Source organism: Microbacterium sp. GW821-FHT01D02 (genome assembly GCF_059422585.1).
The window spans coordinates 697,425-717,335 of record NZ_JBWKXB010000002.1 but is presented as its reverse complement, the minus strand read 5'-3'; the positions used below and the strand labels follow the sequence as shown (position 1 = coordinate 717,335).

The 19,911-nt window shown below is 71.2% G+C and carries 14 protein-coding genes; all 14 read left to right on the top strand.

The window, feature by feature from the left end:
• Nucleotides 1-46 precede the first annotated feature (46 nt).
• Nucleotides 47-1,018 (top strand): AAA family ATPase, encoded by a 972-nt coding sequence (locus tag AC07VM_RS12240; RefSeq protein WP_494911429.1) that lies wholly within the window; start codon nt 47-49, stop codon nt 1,016-1,018.
• Nucleotides 1,018-2,280, top strand: coding sequence for a DUF58 domain-containing protein (locus AC07VM_RS12235; protein WP_267417139.1), 1,263 nt, complete (start codon nt 1,018-1,020; stop codon nt 2,278-2,280). Before AC07VM_RS12240 ends, AC07VM_RS12235 begins: the two co-directional genes overlap by 1 nt.
• Nucleotides 2,277-4,682, top strand: coding sequence for a transglutaminase TgpA family protein (locus AC07VM_RS12230; RefSeq protein WP_494911428.1), 2,406 nt, complete (start codon nt 2,277-2,279; stop codon nt 4,680-4,682). The genes AC07VM_RS12235 and AC07VM_RS12230 overlap by 4 nt, the downstream gene beginning before the upstream one ends.
• Nucleotides 4,679-6,007, top strand: coding sequence for an RDD family protein (locus tag AC07VM_RS12225; protein ID WP_494911426.1), 1,329 nt, complete (start codon nt 4,679-4,681; stop codon nt 6,005-6,007). The genes AC07VM_RS12230 and AC07VM_RS12225 overlap by 4 nt, the downstream gene beginning before the upstream one ends.
• A complete protein-coding gene (locus tag AC07VM_RS12220; RefSeq protein ID WP_267417142.1) occupies nt 6,004-6,822 on the top strand; it encodes a PP2C family protein-serine/threonine phosphatase in 819 nt (272 codons plus the stop codon). Before AC07VM_RS12225 ends, AC07VM_RS12220 begins: the two co-directional genes overlap by 4 nt.
• Complete coding sequence (locus AC07VM_RS12215; protein WP_494911423.1) at nt 6,822-8,048, top strand: FHA domain-containing protein; 1,227 nt, start codon at nt 6,822-6,824, stop codon at nt 8,046-8,048. The genes AC07VM_RS12220 and AC07VM_RS12215 overlap by 1 nt, the downstream gene beginning before the upstream one ends.
• Nucleotides 8,045-9,688, top strand: coding sequence for a serine/threonine-protein kinase (locus AC07VM_RS12210; RefSeq protein ID WP_494911421.1), 1,644 nt, complete (start codon nt 8,045-8,047; stop codon nt 9,686-9,688). Before AC07VM_RS12215 ends, AC07VM_RS12210 begins: the two co-directional genes overlap by 4 nt.
• Nucleotides 9,685-10,413 (top strand): hypothetical protein, encoded by a 729-nt coding sequence (locus tag AC07VM_RS12205; protein WP_494911419.1) that lies wholly within the window; start codon nt 9,685-9,687, stop codon nt 10,411-10,413. The genes AC07VM_RS12210 and AC07VM_RS12205 overlap by 4 nt, the downstream gene beginning before the upstream one ends.
• On the top strand, nt 10,410-11,858 hold the full coding sequence (locus AC07VM_RS12200) for an RDD family protein (RefSeq protein WP_494911418.1): 1,449 nt from the start codon (nt 10,410-10,412) through the stop codon (nt 11,856-11,858). The genes AC07VM_RS12205 and AC07VM_RS12200 overlap by 4 nt, the downstream gene beginning before the upstream one ends.
• Before the next feature lie 43 nt (nt 11,859-11,901).
• Nucleotides 11,902-16,422 (top strand): type VII secretion EssC family protein, encoded by a 4,521-nt coding sequence (locus AC07VM_RS12195; protein WP_267417148.1) that lies wholly within the window; start codon nt 11,902-11,904, stop codon nt 16,420-16,422.
• A 41-nt stretch (nt 16,423-16,463) separates the two neighbouring features.
• A complete protein-coding gene (locus AC07VM_RS12190; RefSeq protein WP_494911416.1) occupies nt 16,464-17,351 on the top strand; it encodes a hypothetical protein in 888 nt (295 codons plus the stop codon).
• A gap of 127 nt (nt 17,352-17,478) precedes the next feature.
• Nucleotides 17,479-17,766: a WXG100 family type VII secretion target gene (locus AC07VM_RS12185; RefSeq protein WP_028501988.1), complete on the top strand. Its 288-nt coding sequence runs from the start codon at nt 17,479-17,481 to the stop codon at nt 17,764-17,766.
• 150 nt (nt 17,767-17,916) lie between these two features.
• Entirely contained in the window at nt 17,917-18,231 is a 315-nt protein-coding gene (locus tag AC07VM_RS12180; RefSeq protein WP_267417152.1) for a hypothetical protein, read from the top strand.
• A 10-nt stretch (nt 18,232-18,241) separates the two neighbouring features.
• Nucleotides 18,242-19,903, top strand: coding sequence for an alpha/beta hydrolase (locus AC07VM_RS12175; RefSeq protein ID WP_494911415.1), 1,662 nt, complete (start codon nt 18,242-18,244; stop codon nt 19,901-19,903).
• Nucleotides 19,904-19,911 lie beyond the last annotated feature (8 nt).

Genomic DNA, 19,911 nt, shown 5'->3' with positions numbered 1-19,911 from the left:
CCGCTCCCGCTACACGAACTCCCTCACGACAAGGAACCCCACACTCATGACAATGACCCCCGAGCAGGCCGCCTGGTTCCAGGGCACCTTCCAGCGACTGGTCGAGAACGTCGACAAGGCGGTGCAGGGCAAGAAGGAGATCGTCGGGCTGGTCCTGGCGTCGATGCTCGCCGAGGGGCACGTGCTCCTTGAGGATGCTCCGGGCACCGGCAAGACGAGCCTCGCCAAGGCGCTCGCGGCGACCGTGCAGGGCACGAGCGCGCGCATCCAGTTCACGCCCGACCTGCTGCCGTCCGACGTCACGGGTGTGACGATCTACGACCAGCAGTCGCACCGGTTCGAGTTCCACAAGGGCCCGATCTTCGCGTCGATCGTGCTGGCCGACGAGATCAACCGCGCCTCGCCGAAGACGCAGTCGGCGCTGCTCGAGGTCATGGAGGAGTCGCGCGTCACGGTCGACGGCGTCACGCACGAGGCCGGTCGCCCCTTCCTCGTCATCGCCACGCAGAACCCGATCGAGCAGGCGGGAACCTACAAGCTGCCCGAGGCCCAGCTCGACCGCTTCCTGATCAAGACGTCGATCGGCTACCCCGACCTCGCGGTCACGGAGAGCATCCTGGCCGGGGCCTCCGACCGCAACCCGTCCGCCGGTCTCTCCGCCATCATCACGACGAGCGCCGTCGCCGATATGGCCGACCTGGCCGCCACCGTGCACGTCGAGCCGGCCGTGCTCCGCTACGTGGCGGAGCTGGCCGAGGCGACCCGTGAGGACGGCGCGATCCGTCTGGGCGTCTCGGTGCGTGGAGCGATCGCCATGATCCGCATCGCCAAGGTGTGGGCCGCGGCGCAGGGCCGTCACTTCGTGCTTCCCGACGACATCAAGGCCCTCGCACGCCCGGTGTGGCAGCATCGTCTGCTGCTCGACGCCGAGGCCGAGTTCGCCGGCACGAGCAGCGACGTCGTGATCGCCCGCGTGGTGGACGGCGTCGCAGCTCCTCAGGCGCGAGCGGCGGCCTGATGACGACGGAGGCCCTTCAGGCGACGCCGCCGCAGACGGAGCGCGACGCCGGATGGCGTGACATCGCGGCCGTCCTGGGTGCGCGCGCACTGACGCGCCTCCGGAAGATCTCCTCCGCGATCCGGCCCCTGGCCTGGGTGCTCATGGCGATCTCGGTGGGCTTCTGGGTGCTCGGGCAGATCGCCGGGTGGTCGGAGTTCACGGTCGCCGCGGTGGTGATCGCGATCGCCGTCGCCCTGTGCGCGCTGTTCCTGATCGGACGCACCGCCTACGACGTCTCGCTCGACCTCGCCCGCACCCGCGTGGTGGTGGGGGAGCGCGCTGTCGGCGCTCTCACCCTCGCGAACCGCGGCACCAGGGCGATCCTGCCCTCGCGCGTGGTGCTCCCCGTCGGCTCCGGCCGCGGAGAGTTCGGGATCCAGCGGCTCGCGCCGGGGGACGAGGCGGAGGAGCTCTTCGCCATCCCCACCCAGAAGCGCGCCGTGGTGAAGGTCGGACCGGTGAGCGTCGTCCGCGGCGACCCGCTCGGTCTCTTCGAGCGGGCGCACCGCCGTGACGAGCCGGTCGACCTCTTCGTGCACCCGCGCACGGTGCTGTTCGACGGCCAGTCCCTCGGCTACCTCCGCGACCTCGAAGGGCTCCCGGCCGCCGACCTCTCCCGCGACGACGTGTCCTTCCACGCCCTGCTGGAGTATCAGCCGGGCGACGACCTGCGCCACGTGCACTGGCGCTCGACCGCCCGCACCGGCACCATGATGGTCCGCCAGTACGAGGAGACCCGCCGCTCGCACTTCGTGATCGGGCTGTCACGCTCCCTCTCCGATTACGCCACCGCCGACGACTTCGAGTTGGGCATCTCGGCCGCCGGCTCGATCGGTCTCCGGGCGATCCGCGACTCGCAGCGCGTCGACGTGCGGGTGCAGGGCCGCGAGCTGCCCGCCGGCACCGGCAAGCAGCTGCTCGACTCCCTCGCGGCCGTCGAGAACAGCAAACCGAGGGAGGGCGGCATCGCCGAGCTCGCCGGGATCGTCGCGGCCACGATGCCGCTGGCGAGCGTGGTCGTGCTCGTGTGCGGATCACGGGTGCGCTCGGACGATCTGCGCCTCGCATGCTCCCGCCTGCCGTTCGGCGCGAAGGTGCTCGCCGTCGTGGCCGACACCTCGGCCTCCGCGCCGACCCTGCGCCGCATCGGCGATGCCGACGTCGTCACGATCGGCGCGCTCGAACAGATTCCGCTCGCCCTGCAGAAGGTGCTCGCATGACCGCGCCCTCCACCACCGCGTCCGTAGCCCTGCCGCTGCGGCGCTGGATCCTCGATCTCGGAGCCAGCGCGCTGCTCGTGCTCACCGCGCTCATCGGCTTCTGGCCGACCTTCGCCGGCCCGTCCTTCCTCCCGGCCGTGATCGGCGGGATCGTGATCGGCCTCGCGATCGCGACCGTCGCGGTCTGGCGGCGCTGGGGAGTCCTGATCATCGCCGGCCTCACGGTCGCGGCCTACTTCGTCTTCGGCGGCGCGCTCGCCCTGCCGCAGACCTCGATCCTCGGATTCATCCCCTCGCTGGAGACGCTGCAGAAGCTCGCGCTGGGAACGGTGACGGCCTGGAAGCAGATGCTCACCACGGTCGCGCCGGTCGCGGCGGCCGACGGACACCTCCTGGTCCCGTTCCTCCTCGCCCTCGTGGCCTCGACGGTCACGGCCTCCCTCGCCCTGCGCCTGCCGCACGTCGCCTGGGCGCTGCTGCCCGCGGGCGTGCTGCTGATGCTCGTCATCGCGCTCGGCACGCCGGAGCCCGCCTTCCCGCTCGTGCAGGGCCTCGTGTTCGCGGTGGTCAGCATGACCTGGCTCGCCCTCCGGCAGCTGTGGGCACCGCAGAACATGGCGGTCTCGGTGAGCGAGGTCGATCCCTCCCGAGCGGCGCACATGCGCACGCGGCGGCTGCTGGCCGGTGCCGCCGTGCTGGCGATCGCAGCCGGGGCGGGGGTGGCGACCAGCGCGGTCGCGACACCGGCGCAGCCGCGGCACGTGTTCCGTGACGTCATCATCCCGCCGTTCGACATCCGCGACTACCCGAGTCCGCTCCAGGCCTTCCGCAAGAACGTGCGCGATGAGGCCGACGAGACGCTCTTCACCGTGCAGGGCCTGCCCAAGGGGGCGCGCATCCGCACGGCCGTGATGGACCAGTTCGACGGCATGGTCTACAACGTCACCGACGGCGGCCCCACGTCATCGAGCGCGTTCGCTCCGCTGCGCTCGAACATGGCGCCGGAGACCGAGGGCATCCCCGTCACGCTCAAGATCCAGATCGACGACTACCGCGGCGTCTGGATGCCCACGGCCGGCGAGCTGTCGGAGATCCGCTTCGGGGGAGACCGTGCCGAGGACCTGCGTCGCGGGACGTACGTGAACACGTCCACCGGGACGGCCGTGGCCACGCCGAAGCTGACCGCGGGCGACGAGTACGCGGTCGATGCGGTGATGCCGAACGTGCCTGACGACGAGCAGCTCGCGGACGTGCCCTTCGGCCGGGTGTCGATGCCGAAGCCGAGCAACGTGCCGGAGGAGCTCACCTCGTTGGCCGCGGAGACCGTGGCCGGCACCGAGACGCCGATCGAGCAGGTGCGGGCTCTGGAGACGTTCCTCTCCGAGGGCGGCTTCTTCAGCCACGGGCTGGAGGGCGAGGTGCTCTCGCGTGCCGGACACACCGCCGAGCGCATCTCGACGCTCGTCGGAGCGGACCAGATGATCGGCGACGACGAGCAGTACGCGGTGGCCATGGCGCTGCTCGCCGGGCAGATCGACATCCCCGCCCGCGTCGTCCTGGGGTACTACCCCGACGAGGAGCAGGCCGGTGAGGCCGTGTTCACCGCGACCGGTGACAACGTGCACGCCTGGGTCGAGGTCAACTTCGAGGGGATCGGGTGGGTCACCTTCAACCCGACCCCGCCTGAGGACCAGGTTCCCAACGACCAGAACACGAAGCCGCGTGTCGACCCGAAGCCGCAGGTGCTGCAGCCGCCGCCCCCGCCGCAGGAGCCCGTCGACCTGCCGCCGACGCTCCCCGACGACCGCGAGTCCGAGGACGAGAGCCTCAACCTCGCCGGCATCATCGGCGCGATCCTCCTGATCGGCGGCATCTCGCTCGCCGTGATCGCCGTGCTCGCGTCCCCGTTCATCGTGATCGGCGCGTGGAAGGCGTCGAGGCGCCGTTCCCGTCGGGCCGCCGCCCGCACCTCCGACCGCATCAGCGGCGGCTGGGACGAGCTGACCGACCGGGCGATCGACTACGGCGCCCCGCTCGCGCCCGGCGGCACCCGGACCGAGGAGGCCGCGGTCGTCGCCTCCTCGCTCACGGTCCCGCAGGTGACGGCTCTCGCCGAGCGCGCCGACGCCGAGGTGTTCGGACCGGCGGAGCCGACGGCGCAGGACGTCGACGTCTTCTGGCGCGAGGTCGATGAGATCGTCGGCGGGCTCGGGAAGGAGGCCGGCTTCTGGAAGCGCACCAAGGCGCGACTGAGCATGCGGTCCCTTCTGGGCGGCACGGCCATCTCGAGCGGGCTCCAGAACCTGAGAGACGCGGCGACCGCGCGCGTTCGCCGCGAACCTGGCACCATCAAGAGCAGCCCCGGCACGACGCCCCCGTCCTCCGAGAGTGAGACCCCATGACGCAGCCCGCGCTCGATCAGATCGCGCCGATCTCCCGTCGCGCGGTCGCCTACGTCATCGACGCCCTCATCGCCGGGGGACTGAGCTTCCTCCTCATCGGCGGTCTGGTCGTCGCCGCCACGCTCTCCGGCGGACTCGAGGCGTCCATCGCCACCCTGCTCATCGGCGGCCCGATCGTGGGCCTCGTGCTCCTGGCCTGGTTCGTCGTCTACACGGTCATGCAGGCGGGCGCGGGCTCGATCGGCATGCGGGCGCAGGGGCTCCGCCTGGCCTCCGCGGCCGACGGCGCCCCGCTCGGTTTCGGCCGCACGCTGCTGCGCAACATCATCTTCGGCCTCGCCGGAGCCATCGTGGTCGGCTACTTCAGCCCGCTGTTCGACGGCTCCGGCCGCTTCCAGGGCTGGCACGACAAGGTCGCCGGGTCGTTGATGCTCGACGCGCGGGTGACGGCACCCACCGGGGCATCCGCGGCCGCCCCCGCCGTTCCGATCCCCGGCATCGCCGCGCCCCCGGCCGCTCCCGCGGTGCCCGGGATCCCGCAGCCGGTGGCGGCTCCGGCGGCCCCCCCGGCTCCGGTAGCCCCGGCTCCGGCAGCCCCCGTGACACAGCCGGCTCCCGCGTCGGCGCCCATCCCGCCGCGACCGGCAGCACCCGCCGCGCCCGTCGCCGACCAGGGGTCGCTGATCGCGTTCGTCCCCGGCATCACCCAGGACTCTCCGGCGCGGACCGCCGCGGCCCCGGCGACGGACCCCGAGCTCGACGAGACCATCCAGCAGCATCCCGCGGCGCCCGCGGCTCCGGTCGCGTCGCCTCCCGCCCCGCCCGCTCCGGTCGCCGCTGCACCCGCCGCTCCGCCTGCGCCGCCGACTCCGCCCACCGTCGTCGCGCCGCCCGCCCCGCCCGCCCCGCCTGCGCCCGCGGCCCCGGCCCAGCCGGAACCTGAGCGACTGGCGCCCGCCGCCGACGAGGACGACCTCGAGGACACGCGGATCAGCGTGCCGGGACACCGTCTGGTCTTCACCTGGGACGACGGCACTCGGGTCTCGGTCTCGCGACGGACGCTGTTCGGCCGCAACCCCGCACCCGAAGAGGGCGCGATCCTCGTCCCGGTGCGCGACGAGACCCTTTCGCTCTCCAAGACGCACTTCGAGGCGGCCGCCGAGACCTCGGGCGGATGGGTGCTCGACCGGCACTCCACGAACGGCATGACCATCGTCCGCGACGGGCAGCGGATCGCGTGCCCCGCCGGACAGCGCGTCCCGGTGCGTCTGGGAGACGCCATCGAGATCGGCGACCGCATCGTCACGATCGGCGGCTACGCATGAGGCCCGGGCTGGTCGTCGCGACCGGGTCGGCCACGCACCCGGGACTGCGTCGAGCCCTGAACGAGGACGCGCACCTCGCGTCGGCACCCGTGTTCCTGGTCGCCGACGGCATGGGCGGGCACGAGGCGGGGGAGCGCGCGAGTGCCGCCGTGATCGCGGAGTTCGCGGGATACATCGGGCGTCCGGCACTCGGTCTCGACGACGTCCGCCACGCGCTGTCCGTCTCGCGCGACCGGGTCGAGGAGCTGTCGACCTCGGGCAACGGGCGTGCCGGGACGACGCTGAGCGGCGTCGTCATCGCCTCCGTGGACGGCATGGGCTACTGGCTCGCCGTGAACATCGGGGATTCTCGGACCTATCGTCTCGCGGACGGCGAGCTGGAGCAGATCAGCGTCGACCACTCCGTGGTGCAGGAGCTGATCGAGTCCGGCGAGCTCACGCCGGAGGACGCCCTGGGCGACCGCCGCCGCAACATCATCACCCGGGCCATCGGCGCGAGCAGCACGGGGGACGCCGACTACTGGATGTTCCCCGCCGAGCTCGGCGACCGGATCCTGGTGTGCTCGGACGGACTGACGTCGGAGGTGGGCGACGCCCGCATCCGCGAGATCCTCACCTCCGAGCCCGACCCCCAGGTGGCCGCCGACGTCCTCACCGACGACGCGGTCAGCGCGGGTGGGCGGGACAACATCACCGTCATCGTCGTGGATGCCGTCTCCGTCGCGTCGCGGCCGGGCACGCTGATGTCCACCGACGACCGGGACATCGACCTGGACACGCGTCCACGGGAAGCCGCAGCAGGAGGGGTTCGCTGATGCAGACCATCTACCGACCGGGACACTGGTACCTGATCGTCATCCCCGGCGCACTCGTCGCCCTGCCGCCCGACATCCCCGGCGATGTGGTCGCACGGCTGTGGGAGCGGCTGCCGGAGGAGAAGACCCTCGCGACGGTCGTCGACGTCCTCACCGCGCACGTCGGCGGCTCCTTCACCTCGCTGCCCTCGTTCGTCGCCGCGGTCGCCGAGGGCGCGGACGTGCGCATCGCCCTGCGCGGCGGCGTCACCGCGCAGGTGACCACCGCGACCGAATCCTTCGAGCTCTCCGGCGCCGAGGTCACGACCTGGAACGAGCGCTTCCTCGGCGGTGCGACGGCGTTCGAGATCACCGTCGAGACCACGGACGAGGCGGACGGCCTCCCCGTGCAGGGCGGCATCGTGCGGGCATCCGCCGCGAGTGCCGAGCTCGAGCCGAGCGACGCCGAGCCGCTCACCGCCGCACTCGGCCCGGCGCCCGTCGTGGGCTCGGCCGTTCCGGAGGCGCCCGCTGCCCCGGAGGCGCCCGCTGCCCCGGAGGCGCCCGCTGCCCCGGAGCCCGTCGCGCCGCCGGAGCCCGTGATCGAGCCGGAGCCGGAGCCGGAGCCGGAGCCGCTCCCGGTCATCGAAGACGCGTCGCTGTCTCCGACGGAGGTCACGCTCGCTCCGCCGGTCGACGACGACTTCGATCAGCTCTGGGGCGCCACCGTGCACTCCGCGGGCGCGGCGGCCACCCCTCCGGTGGTGGCACCGGTCGCGGCGACAGGCGACCATGACGGGGCCACCGTCTCGGCCGCCGAGCTCCGCGCGCTGCGCCAGCAGCCGCCGGTCTCGAACGACGCGCCGACGGAGGTGCTCGACGTCGCCCCGGCACCGGCTGCGGCATCCGGCGGTCGCATCCGACTCTCCACGGGGCAGGTCGCTCCTCTCGATCGCACCGTGATCATCGGGCGCCGTCCGCGGTCGACGCGGGCCAGCGGCGCGAACCTCCCGCACCTGATCGCGGTCGACAGCCCTCAGCAGGACATCTCGCGCAGCCACCTCGAGGTCAGGCCGGAGGGCGACACGGTCGTGGTCGTCGACCTGCACACCACGAACGGGTCCACGCTGCTCCGTCCCGGCGCCGATCCGGTCCGACTGCACCCCGGAGAGACGACGCTCGTGCTCTCCGGCGATGTGGTCGATCTCGGCGACGGTGTGACCGTCGCGTTCGAGGATCTCCCGTGAGTCGTCGCCCGTCACCGCCGCCGGAGCTCCCCGGCTTCACGTATGTGGAGCCCCTGGGCACCGGCGGATTCGCCGACGTCTTCCTTTACGAGCAGGAGATGCCGCGTCGTCGTGTCGCGGTGAAGGTGCTGCTCGCCGACCGCATCTCCAGCGGGGCCGCGCAGGAGTTCGCCGACGAGGCGAACGTGATGGCGATGCTGTCGACGCATCCCGCGATCGTCACGATCTACCAGGCGGGTGTCGCCGGCGACGGCCGCCCCTACCTGGTGATGGAGTACTGCCCGCGGCCCAACCTCCAGCTCCGCGCGCGGAAGGACGCGTTCTCGGTCGCCGAGGCGCTGCGCGTCGGCGTGCAGGTCGCCGGAGCGGTCGAGACGGCGCACCGCGCGGGCGTGCTGCACCGCGACATCAAGCCCGCCAACATCCTCGTCACCGAGTACAACCGACCGGCGCTCACCGACTTCGGCATCGCGTCGACGACGGGGGCGACCGGCGAGGCGTCCGGCATGTCCATCCCGTGGTCGCCACCGGAGTCCTTCGCCGAGCCGCCGCAGAGCGGGCCGCGCACCGACGTGTGGGCACTCGGGGCGACGCTGTACACGCTGCTCGCCGGACGGTCGCCTTTCGAGCGACCCGGGGAGCGGAACTCGAGCGCCGACCTCATCGAGCGCATCGAGCGCGCCGCGCTCCCGTCGCTGGGCAGGCCGGACTCGCCGGAGAGCCTCCAGCGACTCCTCGAGCGCTCGATGGCGAAGAACCCGGACGACCGCTTCCCGAGCGCCGTGGCGTTCGCGCGGGCGCTGCAGAAGGTGCAGATCGAGCTGTCCCATTCGGTGACGCCGATCGACATCGTCGACGATCACCCTCCGGCGGAGGACCTCGACGACGACGGCGACGGACTCACCCGGGTGCGGGAGATCGTCAGCATCGATCCCGACATCGCCGCGTTCACCCGCCCGTCGGCGACGACGCAGCGCAAGGAGCCGGCCGGGCCGCTGTCGGAGATGCCGCGTTTCGAGAGGCCGGTCGTCGAGGAGGCGGTCGAGCAGACGCAGCTGCGCATGCCGACGGCTGCCGCTCCGATCGCGACCCCGGATGTCGACGACCGCACGATCGTCCGGGCGCCCCAGGTGGTCGCCCCGGAGGCGGCATCGCCGTCCCTCGCTCCGGCACCGCTGCCGCAGGCCGCACCGAGCGCGCCCGCGGCCCCCGTCGAGCCCGCCACGCCCCGCCGTCGCAAGGGTCTGTGGATCACGCTCGCCGCAGCCGGCGTCGTGCTCGTGGTCGGCGGCATCGTCGGGATGAACCTCCTCGTGGCCGGGATCACGCCCGAGCCGGAGGACACGGCCGAGGCGGTCGACCCGCAGGACGTGCGCTCGGATGTCGTGCCGAAGGTCACCGAGATCGCCGGCACGCGGGACGGCGATCGGGTCGTGTTCACCTGGACGAATCCCGATCCGCTGGAGGGCGACTCGTACATCTGGTCGCAGGTCGCGGTGTCCGGCGAGGTCGATCCGCAGCAGACACCGGATCCCACCGCGACGATCACGGGGGCGGGGTCGGGAACGGTCTGCGTCGACGTGATGCTGCGCCGCGACGACGGCCGCGCATCCGAGACGGTGCGGGGGTGTGTGGAATGAGCGGCACAGCGGGCGTGACCGTCGAGTTCGCGGGCGAGTACTTCCCCATCGCGCGGGGCGGCAGATTCATCGTGGGGCGCGAGGGCGACCTGGAGCTCGACGACAACCTGTTCCTGCACCGTCACTTCCTGGAGATCACCGACGCCGACGGGCTGTGGTGGCTGTCCAACGTCGGCACGCGGCTCACGGCGACCGTGACCGACTCCGCCGGCGGTGTGCAGGCCTGGCTGGCGCCGGGGGCCCGGCTGCCGCTGGTGTTCGAGAAGACGACGGTTGTGTTCAGCGCGGGGCCGACGACGTACGAGCTTACGCTGCATGCGGCCGAGCCGGCGTTCCGGGCGACCCGGCGCGAGCACGACGACGGCGGCGCCTCGACGATCGGAGACGTGCCCCTCACGCTCAGCCAGAAGCTGCTCATCCTCGCGCTCGCGGAGCCGCAGCTGCGCCGGGACGGCACCGGCATGAGCGAGATCCCGACCTCGGCGAAGGCTGCGGAACGGCTCGGATGGACGGTCACCCGGTTCAACCGCAAGCTCGACAACGTGTGCGACAAGTTCGACCGGATCGGCGTGCCCGGGATGCGCGGCGGACAGCGCAGCTTCGCGACCAACCGGCGGGCGCGGCTGGTCGAGCACGTGATCGCCTCCCGCCTGGTCGGCAAGAGCGACCTGCCCCTGCTGGACACTCCGCACGCCGTCGATGACGCCGAAGGGGACCAGGAGTGATCTGGGAGATCGACGACGGTGTCGCGGAGATCGAGGGTCTCGACGCGCACGGGCGTCCGGACCCCGCCTATGCGGAAGCGCTCGGGCTGCGTGCCGCGGGCCGCGGAGCCCGCGCGCTGGCGGCCCTGCTGGAGTGGGTCCTCGCCGTCCTGATCGCCCTGCCCGCCCTGATCGCGCTGACCCCGGTGCTCGCGCAGGCGCTGTCCGGGAAGCTCGACGCGGCGGAGTTCTTCGCGCGCGGCGACCTCGTCTGGCTCATCGTGGCGGCGGCCGTCTCGCAGGGCCTGATGACCGCCTACATCGTCGTCCAGCTCGTGCTGCACGGGCGCAAGGGCATCACACTCGGCAAGGCCGTCTTCGGCATCCGCTCCGTCAACGTCCGCACCCTCGAGCGCCCCGGCTTCTGGCGCGGTGCGGTGGTGCGCTACCTGGTCGCCATGGCCTCGTTCCTCGTGCCGCTGATCGGCCCGGTGCTCGTGGTCATGCTCTCCCCGCTCTTCGACGTCGAACGGCGCGGACGCGGATGGCTCGATCTCGCGGCCGCGACCTGGTTCGTCGACGTGCGCCAGGGCCTCAACCCCTACGACTCGAAGCGGATGCGCATCGCCCGCAAGCGCGTGAAGACGCCGGAGCACGAGGAGAAGGCGCCGCTGCCGTCGCTCGCGACGCCGGTCGACCGGGATGCCCCGGCGGAATACGTCCCCAGCGCGCGGCTCTCCGGCGGGGTGATCGGCGCGCATCGCTCCGCGTCCGCCCCGACGGCGGACCAGCCGGAGGCCCCGGCACCCGGCGCGATGGTGTCTGCGGTGCCGCCCTCGCTGGCCACCGGCGCTCCGGCTCCGGCATTCGTCCCGCCGGTCCCGGTGGCAGCCCCGGTTGCCCCGGCGGCCCAGCCGACAGCGGCACCGACGCCCGCGCCTGCCGCCCCGGCGTCCGCGCCTGCGGATCCGGTGCCCGCCCCGCAGGCCGCTCCCGCGCCCGCCGCCCCCGCACCCGCCGCCCCCGCACCCGTCGCCCCGGTCGCCGTTCCTGCACCCGCACCCGTCGCCCCGGCATCCGCGGTCGCTCCGGCCGCCGCCCCCGAGGCACCGGCCGCCCCCACGGCCCCGCCCGCGGGCGTGCGGGCGATCATCGTGCTCGACTCGGGAGAGCGCATCGAGGTGCGCGGGACGACGCTGTTCGGACGCTCCCCGGCCGCCGCGGCCGGAGAGAGCGCGGCCCAGCTGGTGCCGGTGTTCGACGAGACGCGTTCGATCTCCAAGACGCACCTCGCCGTGATGCCGGCGCGACGCGGCGTCTTCGTCGTCGACCGTGCGTCGACGAACGGCAGCTCCGTCGTCCGCGGCGGGGCCGAGACCGTGCTGACGGCCGGGCAGCCGGCCGAGCTGCAGACGGGGGACACGGTGCGCTTCGGCGATCGCTCCCTCGTGGTGGAGTGGGTATGACCCTGAGCAGTGAGATGCGCCCTCGGCGCGGTGAGGACGAGCGATGAGAGTCAAGCTGACCCTGCGTCGACCCGCAGCACCCCTGACCGACGTGGTCGTGATGGCGGACTCGACCGCGACCATCGCCGATGTCGCGCGGCAGATCGCCACGACGGATCCCGCGCGCAGCATCGCCGCGGGGCCGTCGGACGTGCTCACGCTCTCGGTGGCCCCGCCCACCAGCGAGCAGCTCACGATGCTCAACCCCGACCTGCTCGTCGGGGATGCCCCGATCGGCTCCGGCTTCCTCGCCGAGGTCATCAACGTCGGGCCGAACCACGCCTCCGTGGGTGGTGCCGGTGCGCGGCCGGCCGCCGTCCTCACGGTCGTCGCCGGACCGGCGGCCGGTCAGGAGTTCCCCTTGCCGATCGGCCACTTCCTGATCGGTCGGGATGGGGCGAACGACATCACGATCGCGGATCCGCTGGTGTCGAAGAGGCATGCGCGGATCGAGGTCGCGGCGACGTTCGTCGAGCTCGTCGACCTGAACTCCGCGAACGGCATCCTCGTCGACGGCGGCCTCGTGCAGCGTCTCCGGGTCATCCCCGGGCAGACCTTCGCGCTCGGCGACTGCGAGTTCGTCGTGCACATGGTGAGCGACTTCGACGGTTCGGCCTCCGGCGATCCGGTGCTCGAGCGCGGTGGGGCGCTGCTGTTCAACCGCAGCCCCCGTGTCGAGGAGCGGTTCGCGGGGGAAGACCTCGACGAGCCGCGCTACCCGCGCGATCAGGTGCAGCGGCTCTTCCCGTGGCCGATGCTGGTGGCGCCGATCCTGCTCGGACTCTCGATCTACGCGATGAGCGGGAACCCCCGATCGCTGCTCATCGTCTTCATGTCGCCGCTGATGATGCTCGGCAACTTCATCTCCCAGAAGACCAACCTCGGTCAGCGCCTGCGCAAGGAGGAGGAGTCGTTCGAGGAGCAGTTCGAGCGGCTCGAGGAGAAGCTGTACCACGCGCACCCCCGCGAGCGAGAGGTCCGTCACAACGAGGTCCCCGCCGTCGCGGTCGTGTTCGACGAGGCGATGCGGCTCGGTCCGCTGCTGTGGACGCGCCGCCCCGAGCACTGGAACTTCCTCTCGCTGCGGCTCGGCGTGTGCGAGGACGAGTCGCGCACCCGGATCAAGCGCACCGAGACCCCGGAGGCGCTGGTCGAGTACGTGGAGCGCGTCGACCGCCTCGAAGAGCGCTACAAGATGATCCCCGACGTGCCGATCCTGGAATCGCTGCAGAGCGTGGGGTCGATCGGCGTCGCCGGGCCGACGTCGCTGGCGAGTGACGCCCTGCGCGGCATCGCGGTGCAGCTCTTCGGCATGCACTCGCCGAACGAGCTGGTCACGGTCGCGCTCACGGAGCCGGGATGGGCGAACGAGCTCGACTGGCTGAAGTGGCTTCCGCACACGTCCAGCGAGCGCAGCCCGTTCAAGGACGTGTCGCTCGCCGACTCCGCGTCCACGGGTGCCGCCCTGCTCAGCGGTCTCGAGGAGATCGTGCTGCGGCGCTCGCGCGAGGCGAAGTCGCAGCGACCTCCCTATGGTGAGGACTGGGACCCGATGCTGTACGGGACCGACGTCAAGCGCGCCGCCGAGGACGCCACGTTCCCCGGGCAGACCGCGATCCTCGTGATCGTGACCAACGACGCACCGGTGGACCGGGCGCGGCTGACGCAGATCCTCGAGCGCGGTGCCGACGTGGGTGTCTACGGGCTGTTCGTCGCTCCGGTCGTCGCGGCGCTCCCCGCCGCCTGCCGCACGTTCGTCGATGTCAGCGCCGGCCTCGACCGGGCGACCGTCGGCACGGTCCGCAGCGGTGTGGGCTACCGTGACGTGCAGGTCGAGGGCGTGTCCCATTCGTACATGACGATGTTCGCGAAGCGCCTGGCCCCGGTGGTGGATTCCAGCACCGTGATCGAGGACTCGTCCGACATCCCGAACTCCGTGATGTTCCTCTCCCTCGTCGGCACCGACCTCGCCGAGGACCCCCACGCGGTGATCGACCGCTGGCGGCAGAACAACACCATCATCGACCGCTCCGGCGCGCCCCAGTCGCGGCTGAAGAAGGCGGGCAACCTGCGCGCCATCATCGGACAGTCGCAGACCGATGCGATGACGCTCGACCTGCGCACGCAAGGCCCCCACGCTCTCGTCGGCGGCACCACCGGAGCCGGCAAGAGCGAGTTCCTGCAGGCGTGGGTGCTCGGCATGGCCGCCGCGCACAGCCCCGACCGGGTCACGTTCCTGTTCGTCGACTACAAGGGCGGCTCCGCCTTCGCGGACTGCGTCGACCTGCCGCACACCGTGGGGCTCGTGACCGACCTGAGCCCGCACCTCGTGCGCCGTGCCCTGACCAGCCTGCGGGCCGAGCTGCACCACCGCGAGCACCTCTTCAACCGCAAGAAGGCGAAGGACCTCCTCGAGCTCGAGAAGCGCCGCGACCCGGAGACGCCGCCCGCGCTCGTGCTCGTGATCGACGAGTTCGCGGCGCTCGCCGGAGAGGTCCCCGAGTTCGTGGACGGCGTGGTCGACATCGCGCAGCGCGGTCGCTCCCTCGGCATCCACCTGATCATGGCGACGCAGCGCCCCGCCGGCGTCATCAAGGACAACCTGCGCGCGAACACGAATCTGCGCGTCGCCCTCCGCATGGCGGACGAGTCGGATTCCAAGGACGTCGTGGACGACCCCGTGGCCGCCTCCTTCCCGCCGTCGCTCCCGGGTCGTGGCATCGCCAAGACCGGACCCGGTCGCCTCGTGCCGTTCCAGTCCGCCTACGCGGGCGGCTGGACCACGGAGGAGGCGCAGGCCGCCGAGGTCAAGGTCGCCGAGCTGCGGTTCGGCTCGATCCAGACCTGGGAGTCCGAGCAGGCTCCGGAGTCGGACTCGCACGACGAGGATCTCGGCCCCAACGACCAGAAGCGCATCGTGGCGACGCTCGTGAACGCGTCGCGACTGGCCCGTATCCCGGCGCCTCGACGTCCGTGGCTCGACGACCTGGAGGGCGCGGTCGACCTGCGCGACCTCCCCGTCCTCGGCGACGGACAGGTGCTGCTCGGCAAGATGGACGTCCCGGAGCGCCAGCTCCAGGAGCCGGCCTATTTCGTGCCGGACAAGGACGGCTCGCTCCTCGTCTACGGGACGAGTGGATCAGGCAAGTCCACGGTGCTGCGGACGCTCGCGATCGCCGCCGGATTCGATCCGACGCGCTCGAACGTCGAGGTCTACGGTCTCGACTTCGGTTCCGGCTCGCTCAAGAGCCTGGAGGTGCTGCCGCACGTCGGATCGATCATCTCCGGTGATGACGCGGAGCGCGTGCAGCGCATCCTGCGCTCGCTCGCCAGGGTCCTCGACGACCGGGGCAAGCGGTTCAGCGCGGCCAACGCGTCGAGCCTCACGGAGTACCGCGAGATCACCGGCAAGGACGAGCCGCGCATCCTCTTCCTGATCGACGGATTCCCGCAGTTCCGCGGCGAGTGGGAGTCGACGACGGCGCGGATGCCGTTCTACCAGACCTTCATGCGCATCCTCGGCGAGGGCCGCCCGCTCGGCGTGCACGTGATCGCGAGTGCCGATCGCTCGGGCTCCGTGCCCACGGCGGTCAGTGCCAACGTCTCGCGTCGCGTCGTCCTGCGCCTCGCCGACGAGGCGGGCTACGCGATGCTCAACGCCGCCAAGGATGTGCTCGACGAGCGCTCGGCCCCCGGGCGCGCGATCGTCGACGGCCTGGAGACGCAGATCGCCACGCTCGGCGGCACGCCGAACGTGGCCGAGCAGACCAAGCTCCTGGAGCGTCTCGCGGCGGAGCTCCGTGCCGGAGGTGCGCGCGAGGTCGCCGAGATCGGCGCCCTGCCGACGCGGCTCGCGGTGCGCGACCTCCCGGACCGCATCGGGGAGTTCCCGGTGCTGGGCGTCGCGGAGGACACCCTGGCCCCACGCGAGTTCGATCCGGTCGGGACCTTCGTCGTCGCGGGACCGCCGCTCTCCGGAAAGACCACCGCCCTCAAGGGGATCATCACGTCGGTGCGCCGGCTCGACCCCGAGGTCCGGCTGTTCCACTTCGGCGGCCGGCGCGCGCAGCTCAAGGGCTACGTCGACTGGACCCGGAGCGCGGTCACGCCGGAGGACGCCAAGGAGCTCGCGAAGGAGCTTGCCGAGATCATCGCCGACGAGTCCCTGTCGATGCGGGTGCTCGTCGTCGTCGAGGATGTGCCGCAGTTCGCCGACAGCCCCGCGGAGCGCGAGATGAAGGCGCTGTTCCAGGCGATCAACCGCAGCGATCATCTGCTGGTGGGGGATGCCGACGTCACGCAGGTGACGAGCGGTTTCGGGTTCATCGGCGACTTCAAGGCCGGACGGAAGGGCATCATCCTGAAGCCCGACGCCTTCGATGGCGACGCGATCTTCAAGGTGCCGTTCCCCAAGGTCAAGCGCACCGACTTCCCCGAGGGGCGAGGGATCTTCGTCCAGGCGGGTCGTCAGGTCACCGTGCAGCTGCCGCTCGTCGAGGGCGACACCTGGGCGCCCGTTCGCTGAGCACCGGCGCCCGGGCACCGCACCGGAGGGAAGGATGAGCGATGACCTCTGACGCGGTCGGCGATCTCGAACGTCGCGTCCTGGACGCGAACGCTCCGCTTGCCGCCGTGCATGGCGCGTCGGTGTCCGCGGGGCAGGTCCGCATGCGGGAGCTGGCGGCGCGGATCGCCTTCCCCGCCTGGCCGGGGGCCACGTCGGCTTCAGCGCTGAAGCGCGCGGCCCAGGAGGCGGAGATCACCGCCGTCCTCGAGGAGTATGCGACGTCGGCGCGCAGCCTGATCCGTCCCGCCGATCAGGAACGCTGGCAGGCTCTGGTCGCGGAGAGGCAGCGGAGGAGCGGTGAGGGTGTTCTCGCCGACCTCCTCGGGCGCAGCGTCGTGGGCGCGTCCCTGCTGCGGGAGGAGCTGGGCTTTCGCGGCTCCCAGCGCCGAGGCGTCTCGTGCGTGTGCGGCTACGCCGTGGACGGCATCCTCCCCGCCCGACTGTGTGATGAATGCGAGGAGCTGCTGCTGCGACGGTGGGTGGCGGAGGAACGGCGGCTGCTGCGGGGCATGCCTGCCTACGCCGAGGAGGTCGCGCTGGTGATCGGGAAGGTCGCCCAGCGGCAGACCAGAATCTTCCAGACCCGCGGTGACGACCTCGACTCCGAAGCCCTCGGCGCGCGCAAGTCCGGCGGCCGGCAGATCGCTCGTCTGGCGCGGAGGCATCGCGAAGACCTCGCAGGGCTCGACCTGCGGCGGTGGTCGAGCTTCATCGAGCCGCTCTCGCACGCCTCGACCACCTACGTGCGGCTCACGCTCGGGAAGGTGCACAAGCGCGGTCTCGGTGCCGCGGCGCTGACCGAGCTCGCCGTGCGGTCGAACGACGAGGGCATGAAGGCGTACCTCCGGACCGTGGAGAAGGAGAAGCGCCGCAGGTGGCGAGTGTGATCGCCGTACCTCGGCCCTGAGGGGGATGGGGAGTTGTCCCCATCGACGGTGTGGGGTGGGGTTCCGTAGTGTGGGGTGTATTCGGGCCGGAGGGGTCCGGTTCTCTCGATTTCCGGAGGTGTGGACGATGGCCGATTTCGGTGCGTCTTATGCAGAGATGGAGCAGGTGGCGTCGTCGCTGTCGCAGGCTCGTGATGACATTCAGGGTCAGCTGGACACGCTGAAGGGTCAGGTGGACACCCTGCTGGGTGAGGACTTCAAGACGCAGCACGCGTCGGGGAAGTTCGGTGAGGGCTACACGGAGCTCACGACGGGTCTGAAGACCGCTGTCGACGGCATCAACGACATGTCCGAGTCGCTGCTCGGCATGATGCGCGCGATCCAGGACCTGGACCAGCAGCTCGCCGGCAGCTGACACGCAGTATCGGGAGGGGTCGACGGTTCGCCGTCGGCCCCTTTTCCCTTCGCGGTGTCCCTGACTGCAGGCGGACATCGATGGGCAGTTCTCCCCATCGGCACGAGGTCCGATGCCGGATAGGGTCGAAACGCATACCGGGGGGTGGACATGGCAGACGTCGAGATCGACAAGCAGGCGCTCGAAGGCGCGATCGTGCAGATCGGTTCGGCGATCGGCGAATACGTCACCTACGCGAACGACATCGCCGCTCGCGATACGGGGGTCGGCAATCCGGTCGGACGCACGGGGCTGCGGGTGATGCTCGAGAACGCGCTGGGCCAGGCGATGCTCGAGGCGCGCGCGCAGCACCTCGCGAGCATCGGGATCTCCGACCGCCTGATGCGCATCAACGAGTCGTTCGAGGACCTCGACGTGTCGCTGAGCAGCGGATGGGACATCGACTATGTCGCTGACTTCGCCTAACCGCGGATGGGTGCTCGAGAAGATCGAGTACGACAGCGGACAGCTCGAAGGCATCCACGCCGATCTCGGCACGCTCGGCGATGCCGGGGGCAACGCGCAGATCGTCCTGCGCAACATCGACGGCGGGCTGGAGGGGAGCGGCCAGAGCATCACCCTCGTGCAGAGCGAATCCGGCACGCTCGCGAACCGGATGAATCCGACCATCGCGACCCTCGGCCGCATCGCCGACGTCGTCCGGGCCTACGGCGAGGCCGTCGCGGTGCATGCCAAGGCCGCGAACGACCTGATCGACGACATCGAGGCCGCGCACACGGCGAACCAGGCCGCGATCGCCGACCTCGACACCGCGGAGCCGTCGCAGCGACAGTGCACCCCCGACGACGATGCCAGTACACGGGCGACCGCGGAGCAGGACGTCACCGACGCGGAGAGTTCCCTCGCGGCGACCCGCAGCGCCCTCCAGGACCTCTGGGAGAGCTGGGAAGCCGCGTATGCGCTCTGGGACGACGCGTATGGCGCCGCCGTGGCCGGGCTCGTCCGATCGGACGGCACCACGCTCAGCGACGCGACCCTGTCGGCGATCGATGCTCTCGCCAACGTCGACACCCCGGCCGAGGTGACGGAGATCTGGGACAGCCTCACGGACGCACAGCGGGATGCGCTCCGCCGGACGTACCCGGAGTTCATCGGGAACCTCGAGGGCGTTCCGTACCTCGACCGCATGCTCGCCAACAAGGCGGCATACGACAAGATCGTCGAGGCCGGCCCTTACGGCGAGCCGCTCGACACGCAGTTCGCCACACTCGGCCTCGAATTGACGGACTTCGACGGTCAGCTGCTGATGTTCAACCCCTTCGAGCAGCCGCAGGCCACCGCGGCGGTCATGTACGGCGTGAGCATCTCGGACGAGAACGGGGATCCGATCGATCCGATGGAAGGGATCACGAACGTCAACGTCCTCGTCGGAGGGATGTTCTCGAGCCTGGAGGATCTCGAGGCCTGGGGGGAAAGCGCACGCAACCTGAACAGGTACGCCGACGATTACGGAACGGATGCCGGGGTGCGCTCGGCGACCATCGCCTGGTACGGGTACGACTCGCCGAACCTCCTCACCGAGCACACGATGGGCAGCGCGACGGAGGGGGCCGCGACGCTCAGCGCGACGCTCAGGGGTCTCGACAACGAAGTGTCGTCGAGCGTCACGACCTCGGTCATCGGTCACTCGTACGGCAGCACGACCGCTTTCCTCGCGGTGGGTGGATCATCCGACAACCTCGGCGTCGACAACCTGATCGCGGTGGGTTCGGCGGGCGTGCCGGACGGGTACCACCAGAGTTGGACCGGCGACGATGCCATGGACTACTCCGGTACACAGATCTACGCATCGCGGGCACCGGGTGACCTGGTGGCGCGCTATGGCGAACACAGCTCGTTCGGGCACGGGACCAACCCCGAGGAGCTGCCGGGAGCGATCAGCTTCGAGAGCGACGGCGGAACGGTGCCGAAGCTCGATGGCGGAACCGAGAACGGACTCGGAACTCCCGGCCACGCGTCCCATGATGGCGGTAACACCATCTGGGGCTGGTGGGAGCAGGACAACGGCTACCTCGCGAGAGACTCGGAGTCGTTCCGTAACATTGCCAATATCGTGGCCAACGGCGAACCGTTGTGATGCGCAGG